Here is a 15,571-nt window from a genome sequence, read left to right as displayed (position 1 = left end):
GCAACCGGAGGTCCCGTGGTCGAGCGCACACCGAAGAGACCGGTGCAGGAGCGGTTGTCGGAGGCGGCCTTCACCCTGTTCGAGGAACGGGGGTACGACGCCACGACCGTGGACGCGATCGCCGAGCGCGCCGGCGTCGGCCGCACCACCTTCTTCCGGGCGTTCCCGACGAAGGAGGACGTGATCTTCCCCGATCACGGCGACCTGCTGGCCCGGGTGCGCGACCGATTGGCGATGGCCTCGCGCGACACCTTGATGCTGGCGGTGACGGAGGCCGCCAGGCTGGTGCTGCTGCGCTATCTCGACGAGGGCGACCTGGCCCGGAGCCGCTACCGGCTCACCAGCTCGGTCCCCGCCCTGCGTGAGCGCGAGTTGATCAGCCGCCAGCTCTACCAGCAGGTGTTTCGCGACGCGCTGCGACGCTGGTCGCCGGGGGACCGAGGCGGGGAGCTCCGCGCGGACCTGCTCGCGGCCGCCGTCGTGACTGCCCACAACCACGTCCTGAGGCGTTGGCTGCGTGGCCTCACCGATGAACCTGAGGCGGAGTTCGACCTGGCCATGACCGACGTGGTCGCCCTCTTCGCGGACCGCCCCGAGCAGGGTGGGACCTCGGTCGTGGTGCTGTCGTCGACCTCCGACGTGGACACCACCGTTGCCAGGGTGCGGGCAGCCCTGACCGCGGTCGGCGGGGCGACGTAGGCTCCTTTCCTCAGCAACCGGAGGTCGGTCAGGGGCACGATGCGCAACCAACGTGAGATCGCTCGGGCGGTGGTGCGTGCCGAGGCGGGTAGGTCGTTGGACGTTGCGGAGGCGTCGGCGCTGTTGGAGGCCCGTGGCGGTGAGCTGACGCGGTTGATGGTGGTTGCGGCTCGGGTGCGGGATGCGGGGCTGGCTGAGGTCGGTCGTGCGGGGGTGGTGACGTATTCGCGCAAGGTGTTCATTCCTCTGACCCGGTTGTGTCGCGATCGGTGTCATTACTGCACGTTCGTGACGGTGCCGGGCAAGCTCACGGCTGCTGGTGAGGGGATGTTTCTGTCGCCTGATGAGGTGGTGGCGATCGCGCGTGAGGGTGCGGCGTTGGGGTGCAAGGAGGCGTTGTTCACGTTGGGTGATCGGCCTGAGGATCGGTGGCCGGAGGCGCGGGCGTGGTTGGAGGCGGCGGGGTATGCCTCGACGTTGGAGTATGTGCGGGCGATGGCGATCGTGGTGTTGGAGGAGACCGGCCTGTTGCCGCACCTGAACCCGGGCGTGATGAGCTGGGCGGAGTTGTCGAGGTTGAAGCCGGTGGCGCCGTCGATGGGGATGATGTTGGAGACCACCTCGAGCCGGTTGTTCGAGACGCCGGGGTTGGCCCATTACCGGTCGCCGGACAAGGACCCGGCAGTGCGGGTGCGGGTGTTGGAGGATGCGGGCCGGTTGAACATCGCGTTCACGACGGGGTTGTTGGTGGGGATCGGCGAGACGGTCACGGAGCGCGCGGAGTCCATCTTCGAGTTGCGTCGGGTCGCGCGGGCCTATGGCGGGATCCAGGAGGTGATCGTGCAGAACTTCCGTGCGAAGCCGGACACGGCGATGCGTCATGTCGATGACCTGGGGTTGGAGGAGTACCTCGCTGCGATCGCTGTCACCCGGATCTTGATGGGGCCCTCGATGCGGGTGCAGGCGCCGCCGAACCTGGTCGACCTGGGTGAGTGCCGGGCTTTGTTGGATGCCGGCGTGGATGACTTCGGTGGGATCAGCCCGTTGACCCCGGATCATGTGAACCCGGAACGGCCGTGGCCTGCGGTCGACAAGCTGGCCGCGTTGTGTGCCGATGCGGGGTTCGTGCTGGCCGAGCGGTTGACCGCGCACCCGGGCTACTTGGATGTGCCGTGGCTGGACCCGCGGTTGCGGGCCCATGTGGAGGCGCTGGTGGGCCCGGATGGGCTGGCCGATCCGGACGCGATGGCGGTGGGGTTGGTGTGGCAGGAACCCGACGGCGGGTTCACCTCATCGGGACGCACCGACCTGCACGCGAGCATCGACACGACCGGCCGCACCGAGGAGGTGCGGTCCGACTTCGAGGATGTGTACGGCGACTGGCAGGTCCTGCGCGACCAGGTGAACAGTGACCGGGTGAACAGTGGCCGGGTCAGGGATGCCCGGGCGCCGGAGCGGTTGGACTCCGAGGTGAGGGCGGCCCTGCGTGCCGCGCACGCCGACCCGTCGCAGATGTACACGGCCGAGAACACCGGGCATGCGGTGGCGTTGATGACCGCCGAGGAGGGGCCTGCGTTGGAGGCGGTGTGTGCGCTGGCCGACGACCTGCGCCGGGAGGCGGTGGGGGACACCGTGACCTATGTGGTGAACCGCAACATCAACTTCACCAACATCTGTTACACCGGGTGCCGGTTCTGTGCGTTCGCGCAGCGCAAGACCGATGCGGACGCCTACTCCCTGTCACTCGACGAGATCGCGGCCCGCGCGGTCGAGGCGGTTGAGGTGGGGGCGACCGAGGTCTGCATGCAGGGCGGGATCGACCCCGAGCTGCCTGGTACGGCGTACTTCGACCTTGCTGCTGCGGTCAAGGACGCGGCACCGAGTCTGCATGTGCACGCGTTCTCCCCGATGGAGGTCATGAACGGGGTCACCCGTACCGGCATGTCGATCCGCGAGTTCCTGGTCGCCGCCAAGGAGGCGGGGGTGGACTCGCTGCCTGGGACGGCGGCGGAGATCCTCGACGACGACGTCAGGTGGATCCTGACCAAGGGCAAGCTCCCCACCGCACAGTGGGTCGAGGTCGTGACCACCGCGCACGAGGTCGGGATCCCGACCACGTCGACGATGATGTACGGCCATGTGGACCACCCCGGACACTGGGTCACCCACCTGCAGACGCTGGCGAACATCCAGGAACGCACCGGTGGGTTCACCGAGTTCGTGCCGCTGCCGTTCGTGCACCAGTCCTCCCCGATCTACCTTGCCGGGGTCGCCCGCCCCGGCCCGACGGTCAGGGACAACCGGGCCGTGCACGCGGTCGCCCGGATCATGCTGACCGGGCTGATCGACAACATCCAGTGCTCCTGGGTCAAGCTCGGCCCCGACCAGTGCACCCAGGTCCTGGCCGGTGGCGTCAACGACCTCGGCGGAACCCTGATGGAGGAGACCATCAGCCGGATGGCCGGCTCCACCAACGGCTCCCGCAAAGACGTCGCCGAACTCCAGGCCATGGCCCAGAAAGCCGGACGGCCGACCCGCCAACGCACCACCCTCTACGGGCACGTCGACGGATCGGCCGCGTCCGTCAGGTGACGGAAGGGTCGATCACCAGGCGGTCAGCCGAGCGCCTTGGCCTTCAGTGCGTCGTACTCGCTCGCACTGATCGTGCCGGAGTCGAGCAGCGCCTTCGCCTTGGCGATCTCCTCTGACGGGGAGGAGCCTCCACCGGCCACGGACTGGATGTAGGCCTCCGTGTCGCGCTGGGCTGCCTGCATCGAAGCCATCTGCCGGTGGGCCATGCCACCTCCGCGGGTGATCAGGTAGGCGAGCGCGGTGAGCAACGGCAGGATGAGCAGGCCGAAGACCCAGAGGGCCTTCGCCAGGCCGCTGACCGAGTGGTCGCGGAAGAGGTCGATGATGATCTGGAAAAGCACCACCAAGTAGCCGAAGAACAAGAAGGTCGAGATCATCAACCAGAAGAAATCCCAGAAGCTGTCCACGTGCGTGTCCCTTTTCTTATGAAATGACCGCCTTTGCGGTCAGCGTGCCGACACTATCGCCTCAACCGGGATGGTCGAGCGCGCCCCTCTAGGCTGGCAGGCATGGATTTCGAGTTCGACCGCACCACCTCGGTGACCTCGATCGATGGAGGCTTCGAGCTCGATCTCGACCCTGGCTGGGTGGTCGGGGGCGGCGTCAACGGCGGCTACCTACTCGCGGTCCTCGGCCGAGCCGTACGCCGCACTCTTCCCGGCAAGCCGGACCCGTTCAGCGTCAGCGCCCACTACTTGAGTGCCAGCGTGCCCGGACCGGCCCGGGTGCAGACCCACGTCGTGCGCGACGGTGGCCGGACCGGCACCGCGCGAGCCGAGCTGAGCCAGGCCGGCGAGGCCCGGATCACCGCACTGGCCACGTTCGGTGACCTGGCGGCGCTCCCCGACGAGGTCCGCACCACCGCGCTCCCGCCTGATCTGCCCCCGCTCGAGGACTGTGTGCAGACCGCGATGGCGCCGGCGGAGACCCGGCGTACGGCGCCGGTGCTGGACCGCTTCGACCTGCGGTTGGACCCCTCCTCCATCGGATGGGCGCTCGGTGCGCCGAGCGGCCGCGGAGTGATCCAGGGCTGGACCCGGTTGGCCGACGGGCGCGAGCCGGACCCCCTGGCGTTGCTGATGTTCTGTGACTCGCTCCCGCCGGTGACCTATGACCTCGGCCTGATGGGGTGGGCGCCGACCATCGAGCTCACCTGCCACGTGCGCGCCGTGCCGGCGCCGGGGTGGCTGCGGATCCGGCATGCCACCACCAACCTCGCGGGAGGGATGTTCGAGGAGGACTGCGACCTGTGGGATTCCCGCGGTCGACTGGTCGCCCAGAGCCGGCAACTCGCGTTCGCCCCTCGGGGTTGAGGCTCCGCACGCGAGGAGAGGGGCCGATGGCATTCGCCACCGACCCCTCCCTGAGGTGTTCCTCGCCTACGGGAACCCGACCTTGACCTCGCAGGAGGTCGCGGTGTCACTGCCAGGTCCGCCGGCACAGCTGTCCCGAGCAGGGCCGCCATTGACCCGGTCGTTGCCGGCCTGGCCTCGCAGCACGTCGCGACCGGAACTGCCGCTGATCACGTCGTTGCCACCCCGGCCGTTGACGGTGTCCGGACCGACCGCGCCGTTCAGCGCATTGACGAGCGCGTTGCCGGACAGGACGTCGTGGAACGACGAACCGGTGAGGTTCTCGACCAGGACGAGCGTGTCGTTGCCACCGCCCCCGGACGCCGTGCCGGTGGTCAGGTTGGCCGTGACCGGCCCGGTCGCGGTGGCGTAGACGACGCGGTCGACGCCGGCCTCGCCCCGGATCTGGTCGTTGCCCAGACCACCGTCGAGCGTGTCGTTGCCGAACCACCCGTCGATGAAGTCGTTCCCGGTGCCGCCGCTGATGGTGTCGCCACCGTCGTCGTTGCTGCCCGCTCCCGGATTGCCGACCAGGGTGTCGTCGCCCGATCCACCCACGATGGTGTCGGAGCCGGAGCCGCCGAGGATCAACTCGGTCCCCGGTCCGCCGCGGATCGAGTCGTTTCCGGCGTCGCCGCAGACCCGGTCGTTGCCCAGGCCGGCGTACAGGTCGTCGTCACCGTCGCCGAGGACGATCACGTCGTCGCCGTCGGTGCCGTCGAAGTTGTCGTTGCCGGAGGTGCCCACGATCGTGGCCGGAACCCCGAAGCAGGTGGGCGGCGGGCCGTTCTCGACGTGCAGGTTGAGCAGGCCCGTCTGGGCACCGAAGCCGTCGACCTTGATCCGGTACGTCGTGCCTGCGTTGACCGGGAAGGTGACCAGCGAACGGTTGCCGGTCCCGCTGTCGTCATCGGCAGCGATGTTGGTCAACGAGCCGATCGAGTTGCCGGTGTAGACCGCCAGCGTGGTGTCGAAGGTGGTCGTGAAGCCACCGCCGTCCTCGGTGGAGATGGTGGCGGTCCCGGTCGCGGCCGGAGTCCAGTTCCACCAGATGCCGTTGTCGATGCTGAACGGCCCGGGTTCCCCGGCCTCGGTGTCGGAGCAGACGTTGAAGTCGAAGTCGTTGACCGTCCCGGTGCCCGGCAGCGTCTCCGCGTTGGCGAAGTCGTTGTTGTTGACGGTGCGAGTCGCTGCGTCGAGCACGTTGATCCGCTTGCGGGTCACCCCGTTGCGGGTCACGTCCACCCCGGTGGCGTCCAGGTTGGCGGCGGCCGCGGCGTTCGTGATCGGCACACCGTTGCCGTCGACGCACTCGCGCAGCAGCGCGAACGCACCGGTGACGTGGGGCGTCGCCATCGACGTCCCGTCCTTGGCGCCGTGGTTGTCGCCGGTGGGTACGGCGGCGTCGATGTTCACGCCGGGGGCCCACCACCGCATGCCCGAGCTCGAGTTGGTGAACCCGGCCGGGACGTCGTTGTCGTCGGTGGCACCGATGGCCATCGCGTTCGGCGCACATCCGGGGAAGCTCATCTGGCTGTTCGAGCCGTTGTTTCCCGCGGCGACCAGGACCGCGACCCCAGCAGCCTGGAGCTGGCCGAAGAGCGCGCCGGTGGTCGGGTCGACGTTGTTGCAGGCCGCGTCGCCAGGGGCGAACGTGGCGTTCGTGCCGATGCTCAGGTTGACCGAGGCCAACCGGGGGAACGGTCCGTTGCGCAGGTTGAGCACGTGCTGCAGTGCGGTGTCGATGGCCGAGAACTGGGCCGTCCAGCGGGTGCTGGTCGGGTTGTCCTGGGCCACCTTGATCGCCACGATTCCGGCGCCGCGGGCAACGCCCTCGTGGCCGCCGGTGAACGAGCCGCCAGCCGCGATGCTGCCGACGTGGGTGCCGTGGTCACAGTCGTTGGAGTGCGTGCACTCGTCACCGCTGCCGGCAGCGGTCGTGAAGTTGGTGCCGCCCAGGCAGGAGTTGTCGGTGACCGAGCAGGCCTGCGACACGATCCGCCCGGTGAAGGCGTTGTGCTGGTTGTCCACACCGGAGTCGATGATCGCCACCTGGAACTGGCCCGCGCTGCCCTCGAACCCGTTGCCCAGCACCCCGGCCGCGTTCAGCTGGGTCGACTGGATCACCTGGGTGCTGGAGGCGAGCTCGCCCTGGACGGTGCCGTCCAGCGCCACCGAGACCACGTCCGGGTTGGCCAGCAGCGCGTCGAGACCCTCCTGGGTGACCTCGTAGACGGCACTCGGGACGGACTGGAGCTCACTGATCCGGTGCGAGCCGGTGCCCGACAGGCTGGACTGGAGAGCGTCCAGCGACTGCGCGATGGCGGAGCGCTGCGACCGCAGTGCGGTGCCCTGGAGCTTCGCCTCGAGCCGCTGGGTGGCGTTGGTCATCACGATCACCCGCGCGGTGCCACCGGCGTCGATGGCGGACGCCACCTGGTTCACCTTGGCGGGACTGGGGGCGGTCGGGACCGTGAGCGACGCGAGTCCGAGGTCGGACGGCGTCGTCGTGGACTGGCCGACGACGTCAGGTCCCTGCGCCTTGGTCGGGTCGCCCAGCGTGGGGTCGGCTGGCTTCGTGCGGTCGTGGGTGACGGCAGCCCCTCCGCTGGTGCCGTCCTCGCCGAGGTAGCCGACGTAGCCGCCGAACTCCGGTTGGGTCTCTCCGCTCTGCCAGTCGTGGTCCGTGGAGCTTCCGGGTGGAGCCGCGGACAGCGCCACCGGCGTGGAGAGGACGCCGCCCACGCCGATCAGCAGGGCGGTCACCACCCCCGCTCCGCTGGCGAGGTGCAGGCCCCGTCGAGTGTTGGTACGCATCGTCAGATGCCCCCTTCGGTTGGTGGTTGTTTCACGCCGAAGAGGAGGAGCCGGCAGGCAGTCGGATACGCCTGGTTTGTCCGGAAGGCGTCAGGGGCGGTGCAATCGGTCGCGCCGTACGGCGTAGACCCAGCGGCGGTGCGGGTGCTCCGAGACCGACCAGAAGGTGTCAAGGGAGGGCCAGTAGGTGATGTCCTCGGGACCCATCGGCAACGCCCACCGTCGCTCGCGCATCGCCCCGGGCCGCCCGACCCAGAGGGAGCCCGGTCCCCACGGTCCGTGGCTCTGGGTGGCGTACCAGGTGTCGCCGACCAGTGCGGCCCCCTGCATCCCGGGTTCCCCGTCGGCCAGCCGTTCGGGGCGGGCCAGGCCGTCCTCGCCGGCGCTGAGATGGAAGGTGTCGGGGTCCAGCGCGAAGCTTGCCAGCCGACGGGTCTGCGCCGCCCGTCCGTACTCGCCGGCGATGACCCGGGGCTGCGTGCCTGAGCGGTCGAGCGAGACGAAGGAGTAGCGGAGCTTCGCGACGCCCTGGTCGGTGCTCGGCTGGTAGGCGAATCGCACCGGCAGGACGTAGCGGTAGCCGTGCGTGGACAACCGGTCGCCGTGCCAGCCGATGCGCTCCGGATCGGGGTCGAAGAGCGGGTCCGGGATCCGCAGGAGGTCATCGACCCGGCAGGTGAACAGACCCTTGGCGGTCCCGGCGACATGCAGGTAGGGCCCCGCCCAGACGATCCCGCCGGCGTGCACGGGCAGCGCCTCGAGGTCGACCCGGCCCTCACGGAGCACCGGCCGCACCAGCAGCACGTGGCGATAGCGCAACGCGTGCGGATCGATGAAGCTGATCCGCGAGCCCTGACCGTGCTTGGCGTACCAGCTCACGGCCAGCACCTTGCGCCCACCGATGTCCTCGGTGTCGCTGGCGTCGGCGCTCGTCGTGATGCCCTGCGGCCACCAGTCACGGGTGCCTCGGTCCTCGGCGTCCCAGGTGAAGCCGTGGCTGACGGCCAGGCCGGGCACCCACCGCTTGCGCGCCCGGCGGTCGAGGTCACCGAGCACCTCGTCGATCCCCGCTCTCGCGCCGATGAGGCCGACCAGCGCGTCGATCTCGGCGCTGTTCTCGTCGGTGCGGCGCAGGTGCACGCCCGGTGGGGACTCAGCTGACATGGCGCCACCGTAATAGGTTCGGGGGATGAGGACGGTCGTCGGCGCTGCCATCGTGGTGCGCGGCCGGGTCCTGGCTGCTCGGCGTACGACCCCCGCAGCGGCAGCCGGACGGTGGGAGTTCCCGGGCGGCAAGGTGGAGACCGGCGAAGCCCTTGCTGCTGCCCTTGTCCGGGAGATCGGCGAGGAGCTGGGCTGCACCATCGCGGTCGAGCAGTGGCTGGAGGGGGCCGCGGCCATCGGCACCACCTACGAGCTGAGGGTGGCGCTCACGCGTCTGGTCGAGGGTGAGCCCGTGCCACGTGAGCACGACGCCCTGCGCTGGCTGGCCCCCACGGAGCTCGACGACGTGGACTGGCTCGCACCGGACCGTCCCTTCCTGCCTGAGCTGCGCCGACTCCTGTAGCCGACCCACCCCCGATAGTCCCGAACGTTCGGCACCGCGACACGCCGGTGGGGCGTGCCAAACGTTCGGGACTATCCGGCGGGGTGGGTGGGGCCATCCTTCGTCCACAGGTGCGTCACGGACGCAAGCCATCCACAGGCATTCGCCAGCACCCCCAATCGGTGCAGTGTTCTTTGCAGTCTGTTCCCGTGGCTCAGCACCCATGGGACCCCGTGTGCACCCGCCCCGACGGCCTGGTCCGCCCCTCCCGGATCGATACGTCGGCCCGGACCGGCCCGACGCGCGGGCTGGTGCAGGGCCACGGCTTCCGGCGGACGTCTCGGGGGCTCTACGTCGCCAGCGACGTCGACTCGTCGATCGTGGAACAACGGATCCTCGAACAGGGCGCCCGCCTTCGAAAGTACGGGGCGGTGACCGGCTGGGCATGTCTCAGGTGGCGAGGTGCGCAGTTCTTCGACGGTACGGCGCCGGGCGGGACACAACTCCCCGTGCCGCTGGTCGTCGGCGCCGCCAAACTGCGAGCCGTCCCCGGCGTCCTGGTCAGTCAAGAGCAGCTCGCACCCTCGGAGCGTGAGTGGGTGGCGGGGCTGTGGTGCACCACGACTCAACGTGCTTTGTTCGATGAGATGAGGCGCCACGGTCAGCTCAGGCAGGCCGTGGTGGACATGGACATGGCCGCGGCGGCGCGACTCATCTCCGTGGATCTGATGCGTTCCTATGTCGGCCATCGTTCGGCCTGGACCGGAGTCCCGCTGGTTCGCCAGGCTCTGCGCCTCGCCACCAACGAGAGTCGGTCGCCTCAGGAGTCACGGATGCGTCTGACCTGGCTCCTCGATGCAGGGCTCCCCGCACCGGTCTGCAACCGGCCGGTCTTCGATCTCAGCGGACAGTTGCTCGGCGTACCTGACCTGTTCGACGAGGAAGCAGGGTTGGTGGGCGAGTACGACGGCGCCGATCACAGGGAATCGACTCGGCATCGGTCGGATGTGGCCCGTCAGCAGCGGTTCCGAGATCACGGCCTGGAGTACTTCGCCATCGTCGCTGGAGATCTTCGCGACCGGTCGGCGGCCGCTCAAAGGATGCTGAACACGCGCGCGCGAGCGAAGTTCCTGCCGCCCGAGTCGCGTGCCTGGACGCTGACTCGACCGGTCTGGTCGCCCGAGCCCGAGTCGCTGGATGAGCAACTGCTCCGCCTCGGCTTGGCCGCTGATCTGACCCACCGATAGTCCCGAACGATCGGCACCCTTCTTCGGCGTGTCGCCCTGTCAAACGTTCGGGACTATCGGGGCATCGGCGAGGTGTCACCATGAACCCATGAGAGGGATCTTCTTCGAGGAGGACCATGCACGTGCGGTGGCAGAGCGCCTCGCGCGCGACGGATACGACGCGAGCATCCGGCGCGAGAGGCTGGCTGGTGAGGACGACGACGAGGCCCACCCCTGGGCTGTGCTGACCGACGCCCCGGGCTTCGTGTTCGAGCTCCTCATCGACCAGTACGACGGGTGGCTGGAGGTGGACGAGCCGGCCGCACCCGCCGATCAGCACCCGGTGGAGCTGCCGACCGCTCCCCGAAGGATCAAGCGACCGTGACTACGCTGGTGGCATGACTTCTGACAGGCGCCTCCTCCTGGTGCACGCCCACCCCGACGACGAGACCATCGGCCAGGGCGCCACCATGGCCAAGTACGTAGCGCAGGGCGCCGAGGTGACCCTCGTGACCTGCACCGCGGGCGAGATGGGCGAGATCCTCGTCCCCGAGCTGGAGCACCTCGCCGCCGACCGTGAGGACGGCCTCGGGGTGCACCGGCGCGGTGAGCTCGACAATGCCATGAAGGTGCTCGGCGTCACCGACCACCGGTTCCTCGGCGGGTTCGGCACCTACCGCGACTCCGGGATGAAGTGGCACGAGGACGGTCACGCGATCGCCGCCGACGACGTCCATGAGAACGCGTTCTGGCTGGCCGACCTGACCGAGGCGGCCGACCACCTGGTGACCGTGATCCGCGAGGTCCGTCCCCAGGTCCTGGTCACCTACGACCAGTTCGGCGGCTACGGTCATCCCGACCACATCAAGGCGCACCGGGTGGCCATGTACGGCGCCCAGCTGGCCGCCGTTCCGTCGTACCGCAAGGACCTCGGTGAGCCGTGGGACATCGCGAAGATCTACTGGGGCGCCATGTCGGAGAACAACATGCGGGCGAGTCTGCGTGCTCTGCGGGCATCTGGGGACACGACCACGTTCGAGGGGATGGACCCCGACGGACCGATGCCGCACTTCGTCACCCCGGACGAGAACCTGGCCGCAGGCGTGGACGGCAGCGACTACCTCGTGCAGAAGATGGACGCGCTCAAGGCGCACGCCACCCAGATCACCGTCGACGGGCCGTTCTTCGCGCTGTCCAACAACCTGGGCAACTCGATATGGGGCACCGAGTTCTACCGGATCGCCAAGGGCACCCCCGCCCCGGACGGTGCCGAGCGGCTGGAGACCGATCTCTTCGCCGGACTCTGATGCCTTCAGCTGCCCGGGCGGTGCTGGTCCCCGTGCTCGTTGCCGCCGGCGCATGGACGGCCGTGTGCGTGATCGCACTGAACACGCGATGGTGGGGCCTGCCGGTCGCTGTTGCCGCCACGGTGCTGGCCGCGTTCGCCCTCCCTGCCGGCTGGTTGCGCGGGGGCTTCACCCTCGGTTGGGTGACGGTTCTCGGCCTCGCGCTGGTGGGGCGACCCGAGGGGGACTGGGCGATCGTCTCGGACTGGCGCGGCTACACGATGCTCGCAACCGGGCTGTTCGTGCTGACCTACGCGGTCGGCACGATCCCACGACGGGCGCGGAAGCCGGAGAATCCTTCGCTCCCAACTTAGGATGACCAGCGTGACCACGACCCCCTCTCCGCGTGATGACAACGGTGGCCGTGTCGTCCTCGTCCTGATCCTCGTGCTGGTCGCCCTGTTCGGCGGCGGCTACGTCGCGGCGTACGCCTTGGCCGGCGACAAGCTCCCGCGCGGTACGACGGTCGCCGGGGTCGAGGTGGGTGGACGCACCCCGGCCGAGGCGGAGCAACTCCTGCGCGACGCGCTGGCCGACCGCGAGTCCGAACCGATCGCGGTCACGGTCGGCACGAAGACCACGCCCATCACTCCCGACGAGGCCGGGATCAGCGTCGACTACGCGGCCTCCGTCGCTGGTGCGGGCGGTGGAGGCAGCTGGTCCCCGCAGTACCTCTGGGACTACTGGACCGGCGGATCCGACCTCGATCCGGTCATCGAGTTCGACGAGGGCGAGCTGGCCGCCACGCTGGACAGGCTCGAGACTCGCGGTGGCACGGCCCCGGTCGACGGCACCGTCTCGTTCGTCGCGGGCCGGGTGCGGACCACTGCGGCCGCGGACGGCGAGGGCATCGACCCGGCCACGGCCCAGGACGCGATCGCGGCGGCCTTCGTGTCCGGGGAGAGCGCGCTCACCCTCGAGCTGGAGCCGATGGCTCCCGAGATCGACGACGACGACGTCCAGAGCGCCCTCGACGACTTCGCCAATCCGGCCGTCTCGGGGCCGGTCACCCTCGTCTTCGACGACTCCCCGGTCCGGATCCTCCCCGCGGAGTACAGCCGGGTGCTGAGCATGAAGGCCGACGACGGTGTCCTGGTGCCGGCGCTCGACACGGCCCGGCTCGCCAAGCTCGTCGACCGGCGGACCGTCGCCCGGGGCGAGCCTGTCGACGCCACGGTCCGGCTGGTGAACGGCAGGCCGAAGGTCATCCCGGCCAAGCCCGGGGTCCAGTACGACGAGCAGGACATCTCGGCGGCGTTCCTCGACGTGGTGGTGAAGGACCCCGGTGAGCGCCAGCTGAAGGTCAAGGCGAGCGTCGCCGAGCCCGAGTTCACCACCAAGGACGCCAAGGCCCTGAAGATCCGGCGCAAGGTGTCGACCTTCACGACGTACTACCCCTACGCGGAGTACCGCAACATCAACATCGGGCGCGCGGCCGAGCTGGTCAACGGCACCGTCCTCAAGCCGGGGGAGACCTTCTCCCTCAACCGCACCGTGGGGGAGCGGACCCGCGAGAACGGCTTCACCGAGGGCTTCATCATCAGCAACGGCATCTTCGCCGAGGATCTCGGCGGCGGGGTCTCACAGATGGCCACGACCACCTTCAACGCCATGTTCTTCGCGGGCCTCAAGGACATCGAGCACAAGCCGCACTCGTTCTACATCGACCGCTACCCCGTCGGGCGGGAGGCTACCGTGGCCTGGGGATCGGTGGACCTCCGGTTCAAGAACGACACTCCCTACGGCATCCTGATCCAGGCCAATGTCACCCCGGCCACCGCGGCCACGCAGGGGGTGGTGACGGTCTCCATGTGGTCCACCAAGGTGTGGGACATCACGAGCAGCACGTCGGCGCGCTACGCCTACACCCCGCCCGCCACCAGGACGCTCACCACGGCCGACTGCTACCCCAACACCGGCTACAGCGGCTTCCAGGTCGACGTGACCCGCTTCTTCCGGAAGGTGGGGGAGAGCAAGCTGGACCACAAGGAGGTCTTCCACACGGTCTACACGCCGTCGGACACGGTGATCTGCAAGCCACCTCCGTCTCCCTCACCCAGTCCCTCGGGGCAGTAGCGTGTTGCTCCACGTCCGCCTCAACGTGCCCGTCGACCTGGCGCCGCAGATCCGGGAGCTCCTCCTGGCCGACGACCATGTCACCAACGTGGTATCCCTCCCGGGGGCGTCCCTGGACCCCGCCGGTGACCTGATCACCTGCGAGGTGGCACGCGAGAGTGCTGGGGATCTGCTCACCACCCTCACCGACCTGGGCCTGCGTGAGCGTGGCGGCATCGTCGTCGTCACGCCCACCGCCACCCCGTTCGCGGCCGCCCGGCGCCTCGAGGTCGCAGCGCCCGGGCATCCCGACGATGCGGTGATCTGGGAGGCGGTGGTCGCGAAGGCCGATGCGGCCAGCCGGCCCACGGTGACCTTCCACCTGTTCCTGGTGCTGGCCACGATCCTCGCCGCGATCGCGGTGATCACCGACTCGACCATCCTGATCATCGGGGCCATGGTGGTCGGCCCGGAGTTCGGGGTGGTCGCCGCCATCTGCATCGGCATCGTGTTCGCCCGTTGGGGGCTGGTGCTGAGGAGCGTGCGGTTGCTGGTGCTCAGCTTCACCTTCGCCATCCTCGTGGTCGCGCTCCTGGGTCTGCTCGGAGCGGCGGTGGGCGATGTGACGGCGGAGATGGTGAGCCGGCCGCGTCCCCAGACCGGATTCATCTGGCACCCCGACCGCTGGTCGTTCATCGTGGCTCTCGTCGCGGGCGCCGCCGGTGTGCTCGCCCTGTCGACGAACAAGGCGGACGCGCTCGTCGGGGTGTTCATCTCGGTCACCACGGTGCCCGCGGCGGGCAACCTGGCGCTGGCTCTGGCGACCTGGGAGACCGGCGAGATGCAGGGTGCACTCGGACAACTGGGCATCAACCTGCTCGGCATGGTGGTGGCCGGAGTCGTCGTGCTCGCGCTGCAACGACTGCTGTGGGATCGGGTGATGGCCGGCAGCGAGCGCCTCTTCGGCATCCGTCAGTCAGGGGCAGGCGGCGCCAGGTAGCGGTAGGCGTGATGGGTCGCGAAACCGATCCGCTCGTAGAGGGCGATGGCCCCGGTGTTGTGGCCCAGCACCTGGAGGTACGCCGTGGTGGCCCCCCGCTCGGCACCCCACTCCAGGAGGATCGCCATGACGGCCAGGCCCAGGCCCTGGCGACGGTACGCCGGCACGACCTCGATGCCCCGGAACCCGACCCAGTCCTCGGCACAGGCGGCCACACCGGTGGCCACGGGAGCCCCCGGATCGCCGATCGACACCGTGACCAGGTCTCGGTCCTCCTCGAGCAGCACCTGGTCGGCGCCATGCCCGCGCAGGGTCCGCAGGGCCCGCGCCACCGGGGCGATCTGGAACAGGGTGTCGGCGTCGTGGCTCTCGGGAACCCAGCCCCTGCTCGCGAACAGCTCGCACTGTGCGGAGTCAGCCACGACTGCGGCGATCGGACGACGGTCGTGCCCGAGGTAGTAGGACGTCACCTCAGCGACAGGGTCCGCCAGGCCCGACTCCCCGATGGCGAGCACCGAGTTGGCGCGGCGGGCGGTCGAGCTGTCGCTGAGACGCAGGATCCAGTCGCCGCGGGGCTCGGTGACCAGGTCCGGCCACAGTGCCAGTGCCCGACGCTGCGCGTCGGCTGCGGCCACCCGGAGGCGTGCCGAGGGCCGGGGCGGGACCGGCTTGCCCGAGACGATGTCGGCGATCTCGATGACCACCGGGCCCCGGTCGGACTCGACCACGCAGCGACCCTGCCCCCATGAGGTGCACACCCCGAGCACGTCGGTCATGGCCGGCCCACCGGACGGGCCGGTGACGCCGCGCAGCACGCGGCGAACGACGACGCGCTGGCCCACCACGTGTGCGCCGAGGAGGTGTCTGCCCACCTCCGGGGAGCCGGTGTCGGAATCCATGGCGGGGATACTAGGCTGTGGCCGTTCCCGCAACGCTCA

At 69.5% G+C, this 15,571-nt stretch carries 14 protein-coding genes; 10 read left to right on the top strand and 4 right to left on the bottom strand.

The window, feature by feature from the left end; genetic code table 11:
* Nucleotides 1-15: 15 nt before the first annotated feature.
* Both AB7I40_RS01830 and AB7I40_RS01825 read left to right on the top strand, forming a co-directional pair.
* Complete coding sequence (locus AB7I40_RS01830) at nucleotides 16-699, top strand: TetR/AcrR family transcriptional regulator (RefSeq protein ID WP_428346634.1); 684 nt, start codon at nucleotides 16-18, stop codon at nucleotides 697-699.
* A gap of 39 nt (nucleotides 700-738) precedes the next feature.
* Nucleotides 739-3,291, top strand: coding sequence for a bifunctional FO biosynthesis protein CofGH (locus AB7I40_RS01825; RefSeq protein WP_428346635.1), 2,553 nt, complete (start codon nucleotides 739-741; stop codon nucleotides 3,289-3,291).
* Between the two features lie 23 nt (nucleotides 3,292-3,314).
* Here AB7I40_RS01825 and AB7I40_RS01820 read toward each other — a convergent pair whose 3' ends face one another.
* Nucleotides 3,315-3,698, bottom strand: coding sequence for an SHOCT domain-containing protein (locus tag AB7I40_RS01820; RefSeq protein WP_428346636.1), 384 nt, complete (start codon nucleotides 3,696-3,698; stop codon nucleotides 3,315-3,317).
* Between the two features lie 102 nt (nucleotides 3,699-3,800).
* Here AB7I40_RS01820 and AB7I40_RS01815 point away from each other — a divergent pair, with 102 nt between their 5' ends.
* The gene (locus tag AB7I40_RS01815) at nucleotides 3,801-4,604 is read left to right on the top strand and encodes a thioesterase family protein (protein WP_428346637.1); all 804 of its coding nucleotides are present in this window, start codon (nucleotides 3,801-3,803) and stop codon (nucleotides 4,602-4,604) included.
* Between the two features lie 66 nt (nucleotides 4,605-4,670).
* Here the strand turns inward: AB7I40_RS01815 and AB7I40_RS01810 are convergent, their stop codons facing one another.
* Both AB7I40_RS01810 and AB7I40_RS01805 read right to left on the bottom strand, forming a co-directional pair.
* Nucleotides 4,671-7,460, bottom strand: coding sequence for a S8 family serine peptidase (locus AB7I40_RS01810; protein ID WP_428346638.1), 2,790 nt, complete (start codon nucleotides 7,458-7,460; stop codon nucleotides 4,671-4,673).
* A 90-nt stretch (nucleotides 7,461-7,550) separates the two neighbouring features.
* The gene (locus AB7I40_RS01805) at nucleotides 7,551-8,624 is read right to left on the bottom strand and encodes a hypothetical protein (protein WP_428346639.1); all 1,074 of its coding nucleotides are present in this window, start codon (nucleotides 8,622-8,624) and stop codon (nucleotides 7,551-7,553) included.
* A gap of 25 nt (nucleotides 8,625-8,649) precedes the next feature.
* Here AB7I40_RS01805 and AB7I40_RS01800 point away from each other — a divergent pair, with 25 nt between their 5' ends.
* The 7 genes from AB7I40_RS01800 (at nucleotide 8,650) to AB7I40_RS01770 (ending at nucleotide 14,633) form a co-directional block, all read left to right on the top strand.
* Nucleotides 8,650-9,027 (top strand): (deoxy)nucleoside triphosphate pyrophosphohydrolase, encoded by a 378-nt coding sequence (locus tag AB7I40_RS01800; RefSeq protein WP_428346640.1) that lies wholly within the window; start codon nucleotides 8,650-8,652, stop codon nucleotides 9,025-9,027.
* Between the two features lie 188 nt (nucleotides 9,028-9,215).
* On the top strand, nucleotides 9,216-10,253 hold the full coding sequence (locus AB7I40_RS01795) for a hypothetical protein (RefSeq protein ID WP_428346641.1): 1,038 nt from the start codon (nucleotides 9,216-9,218) through the stop codon (nucleotides 10,251-10,253).
* An 88-nt stretch (nucleotides 10,254-10,341) separates the two neighbouring features.
* On the top strand, nucleotides 10,342-10,617 hold the full coding sequence (locus AB7I40_RS01790) for a hypothetical protein (RefSeq protein ID WP_428346642.1): 276 nt from the start codon (nucleotides 10,342-10,344) through the stop codon (nucleotides 10,615-10,617).
* Between the two features lie 13 nt (nucleotides 10,618-10,630).
* Nucleotides 10,631-11,539 carry an N-acetyl-1-D-myo-inositol-2-amino-2-deoxy-alpha-D-glucopyranoside deacetylase gene (mshB, locus tag AB7I40_RS01785; protein ID WP_428346643.1) on the top strand — a complete coding sequence of 303 codons (909 nt, stop codon included), beginning with the start codon at nucleotides 10,631-10,633 and terminating at the stop codon, nucleotides 11,537-11,539.
* Nucleotides 11,539-11,892: a hypothetical protein gene (locus AB7I40_RS01780; RefSeq protein WP_428346644.1), complete on the top strand. Its 354-nt coding sequence runs from the start codon at nucleotides 11,539-11,541 to the stop codon at nucleotides 11,890-11,892. The genes mshB and AB7I40_RS01780 overlap by 1 nt, the downstream gene beginning before the upstream one ends.
* Before the next feature lie 10 nt (nucleotides 11,893-11,902).
* Nucleotides 11,903-13,654, top strand: a complete 1,752-nt coding sequence (locus AB7I40_RS01775) for a VanW family protein (protein WP_428346645.1) — start codon at nucleotides 11,903-11,905, stop codon at nucleotides 13,652-13,654.
* A gap of 1 nt (nucleotide 13,655) precedes the next feature.
* A complete protein-coding gene (locus tag AB7I40_RS01770) occupies nucleotides 13,656-14,633 on the top strand; it encodes a DUF389 domain-containing protein (RefSeq protein ID WP_428346646.1) in 978 nt (325 codons plus the stop codon).
* Here AB7I40_RS01770 and AB7I40_RS01765 read toward each other — a convergent pair.
* On the bottom strand, nucleotides 14,606-15,532 hold the full coding sequence (locus AB7I40_RS01765) for a GNAT family N-acetyltransferase (protein ID WP_428346647.1): 927 nt from the start codon (nucleotides 15,530-15,532) through the stop codon (nucleotides 14,606-14,608). The genes AB7I40_RS01770 and AB7I40_RS01765 overlap by 28 nt on opposite strands.
* Nucleotides 15,533-15,571: the final 39 nt, after the last annotated feature.

The organism is Nocardioides sp., assembly GCF_050246775.1.
GTDB lineage: Bacteria > Actinomycetota > Actinomycetes > Propionibacteriales > Nocardioidaceae > Nocardioides.
The sequence above is the reverse complement of the archived record's forward strand: the minus strand, read 5'-3'. Positions and strand labels throughout refer to the sequence as shown.

Bases quoted from the DNA above. Each gene is read 5' to 3' on its own strand.
- mshB (WP_428346643.1), top strand. From the start codon at position 10,631: ATGACTTCTGACAGGCGCCTCCTCCTGGTGCACGCCCACCCCGACGAC.
- AB7I40_RS01780 (WP_428346644.1), top strand. From the start codon at position 11,539: ATGCCTTCAGCTGCCCGGGCGGTGCTGGTCCCCGTGCTCGTTGCCGCC.
- AB7I40_RS01805 (WP_428346639.1), bottom strand. From the start codon at position 8,624: ATGTCAGCTGAGTCCCCACCGGGCGTGCACCTGCGCCGCACCGACGAG.
- AB7I40_RS01815 (WP_428346637.1), top strand. From the start codon at position 3,801: ATGGATTTCGAGTTCGACCGCACCACCTCGGTGACCTCGATCGATGGA.
- AB7I40_RS01765 (WP_428346647.1), bottom strand. From the start codon at position 15,532: ATGGATTCCGACACCGGCTCCCCGGAGGTGGGCAGACACCTCCTCGGC.
- AB7I40_RS01790 (WP_428346642.1), top strand. From the start codon at position 10,342: ATGAGAGGGATCTTCTTCGAGGAGGACCATGCACGTGCGGTGGCAGAG.
- AB7I40_RS01825 (WP_428346635.1), top strand. From the start codon at position 739: ATGCGCAACCAACGTGAGATCGCTCGGGCGGTGGTGCGTGCCGAGGCG.
- AB7I40_RS01800 (WP_428346640.1), top strand. From the start codon at position 8,650: ATGAGGACGGTCGTCGGCGCTGCCATCGTGGTGCGCGGCCGGGTCCTG.
- AB7I40_RS01810 (WP_428346638.1), bottom strand. From the start codon at position 7,460: ATGCGTACCAACACTCGACGGGGCCTGCACCTCGCCAGCGGAGCGGGG.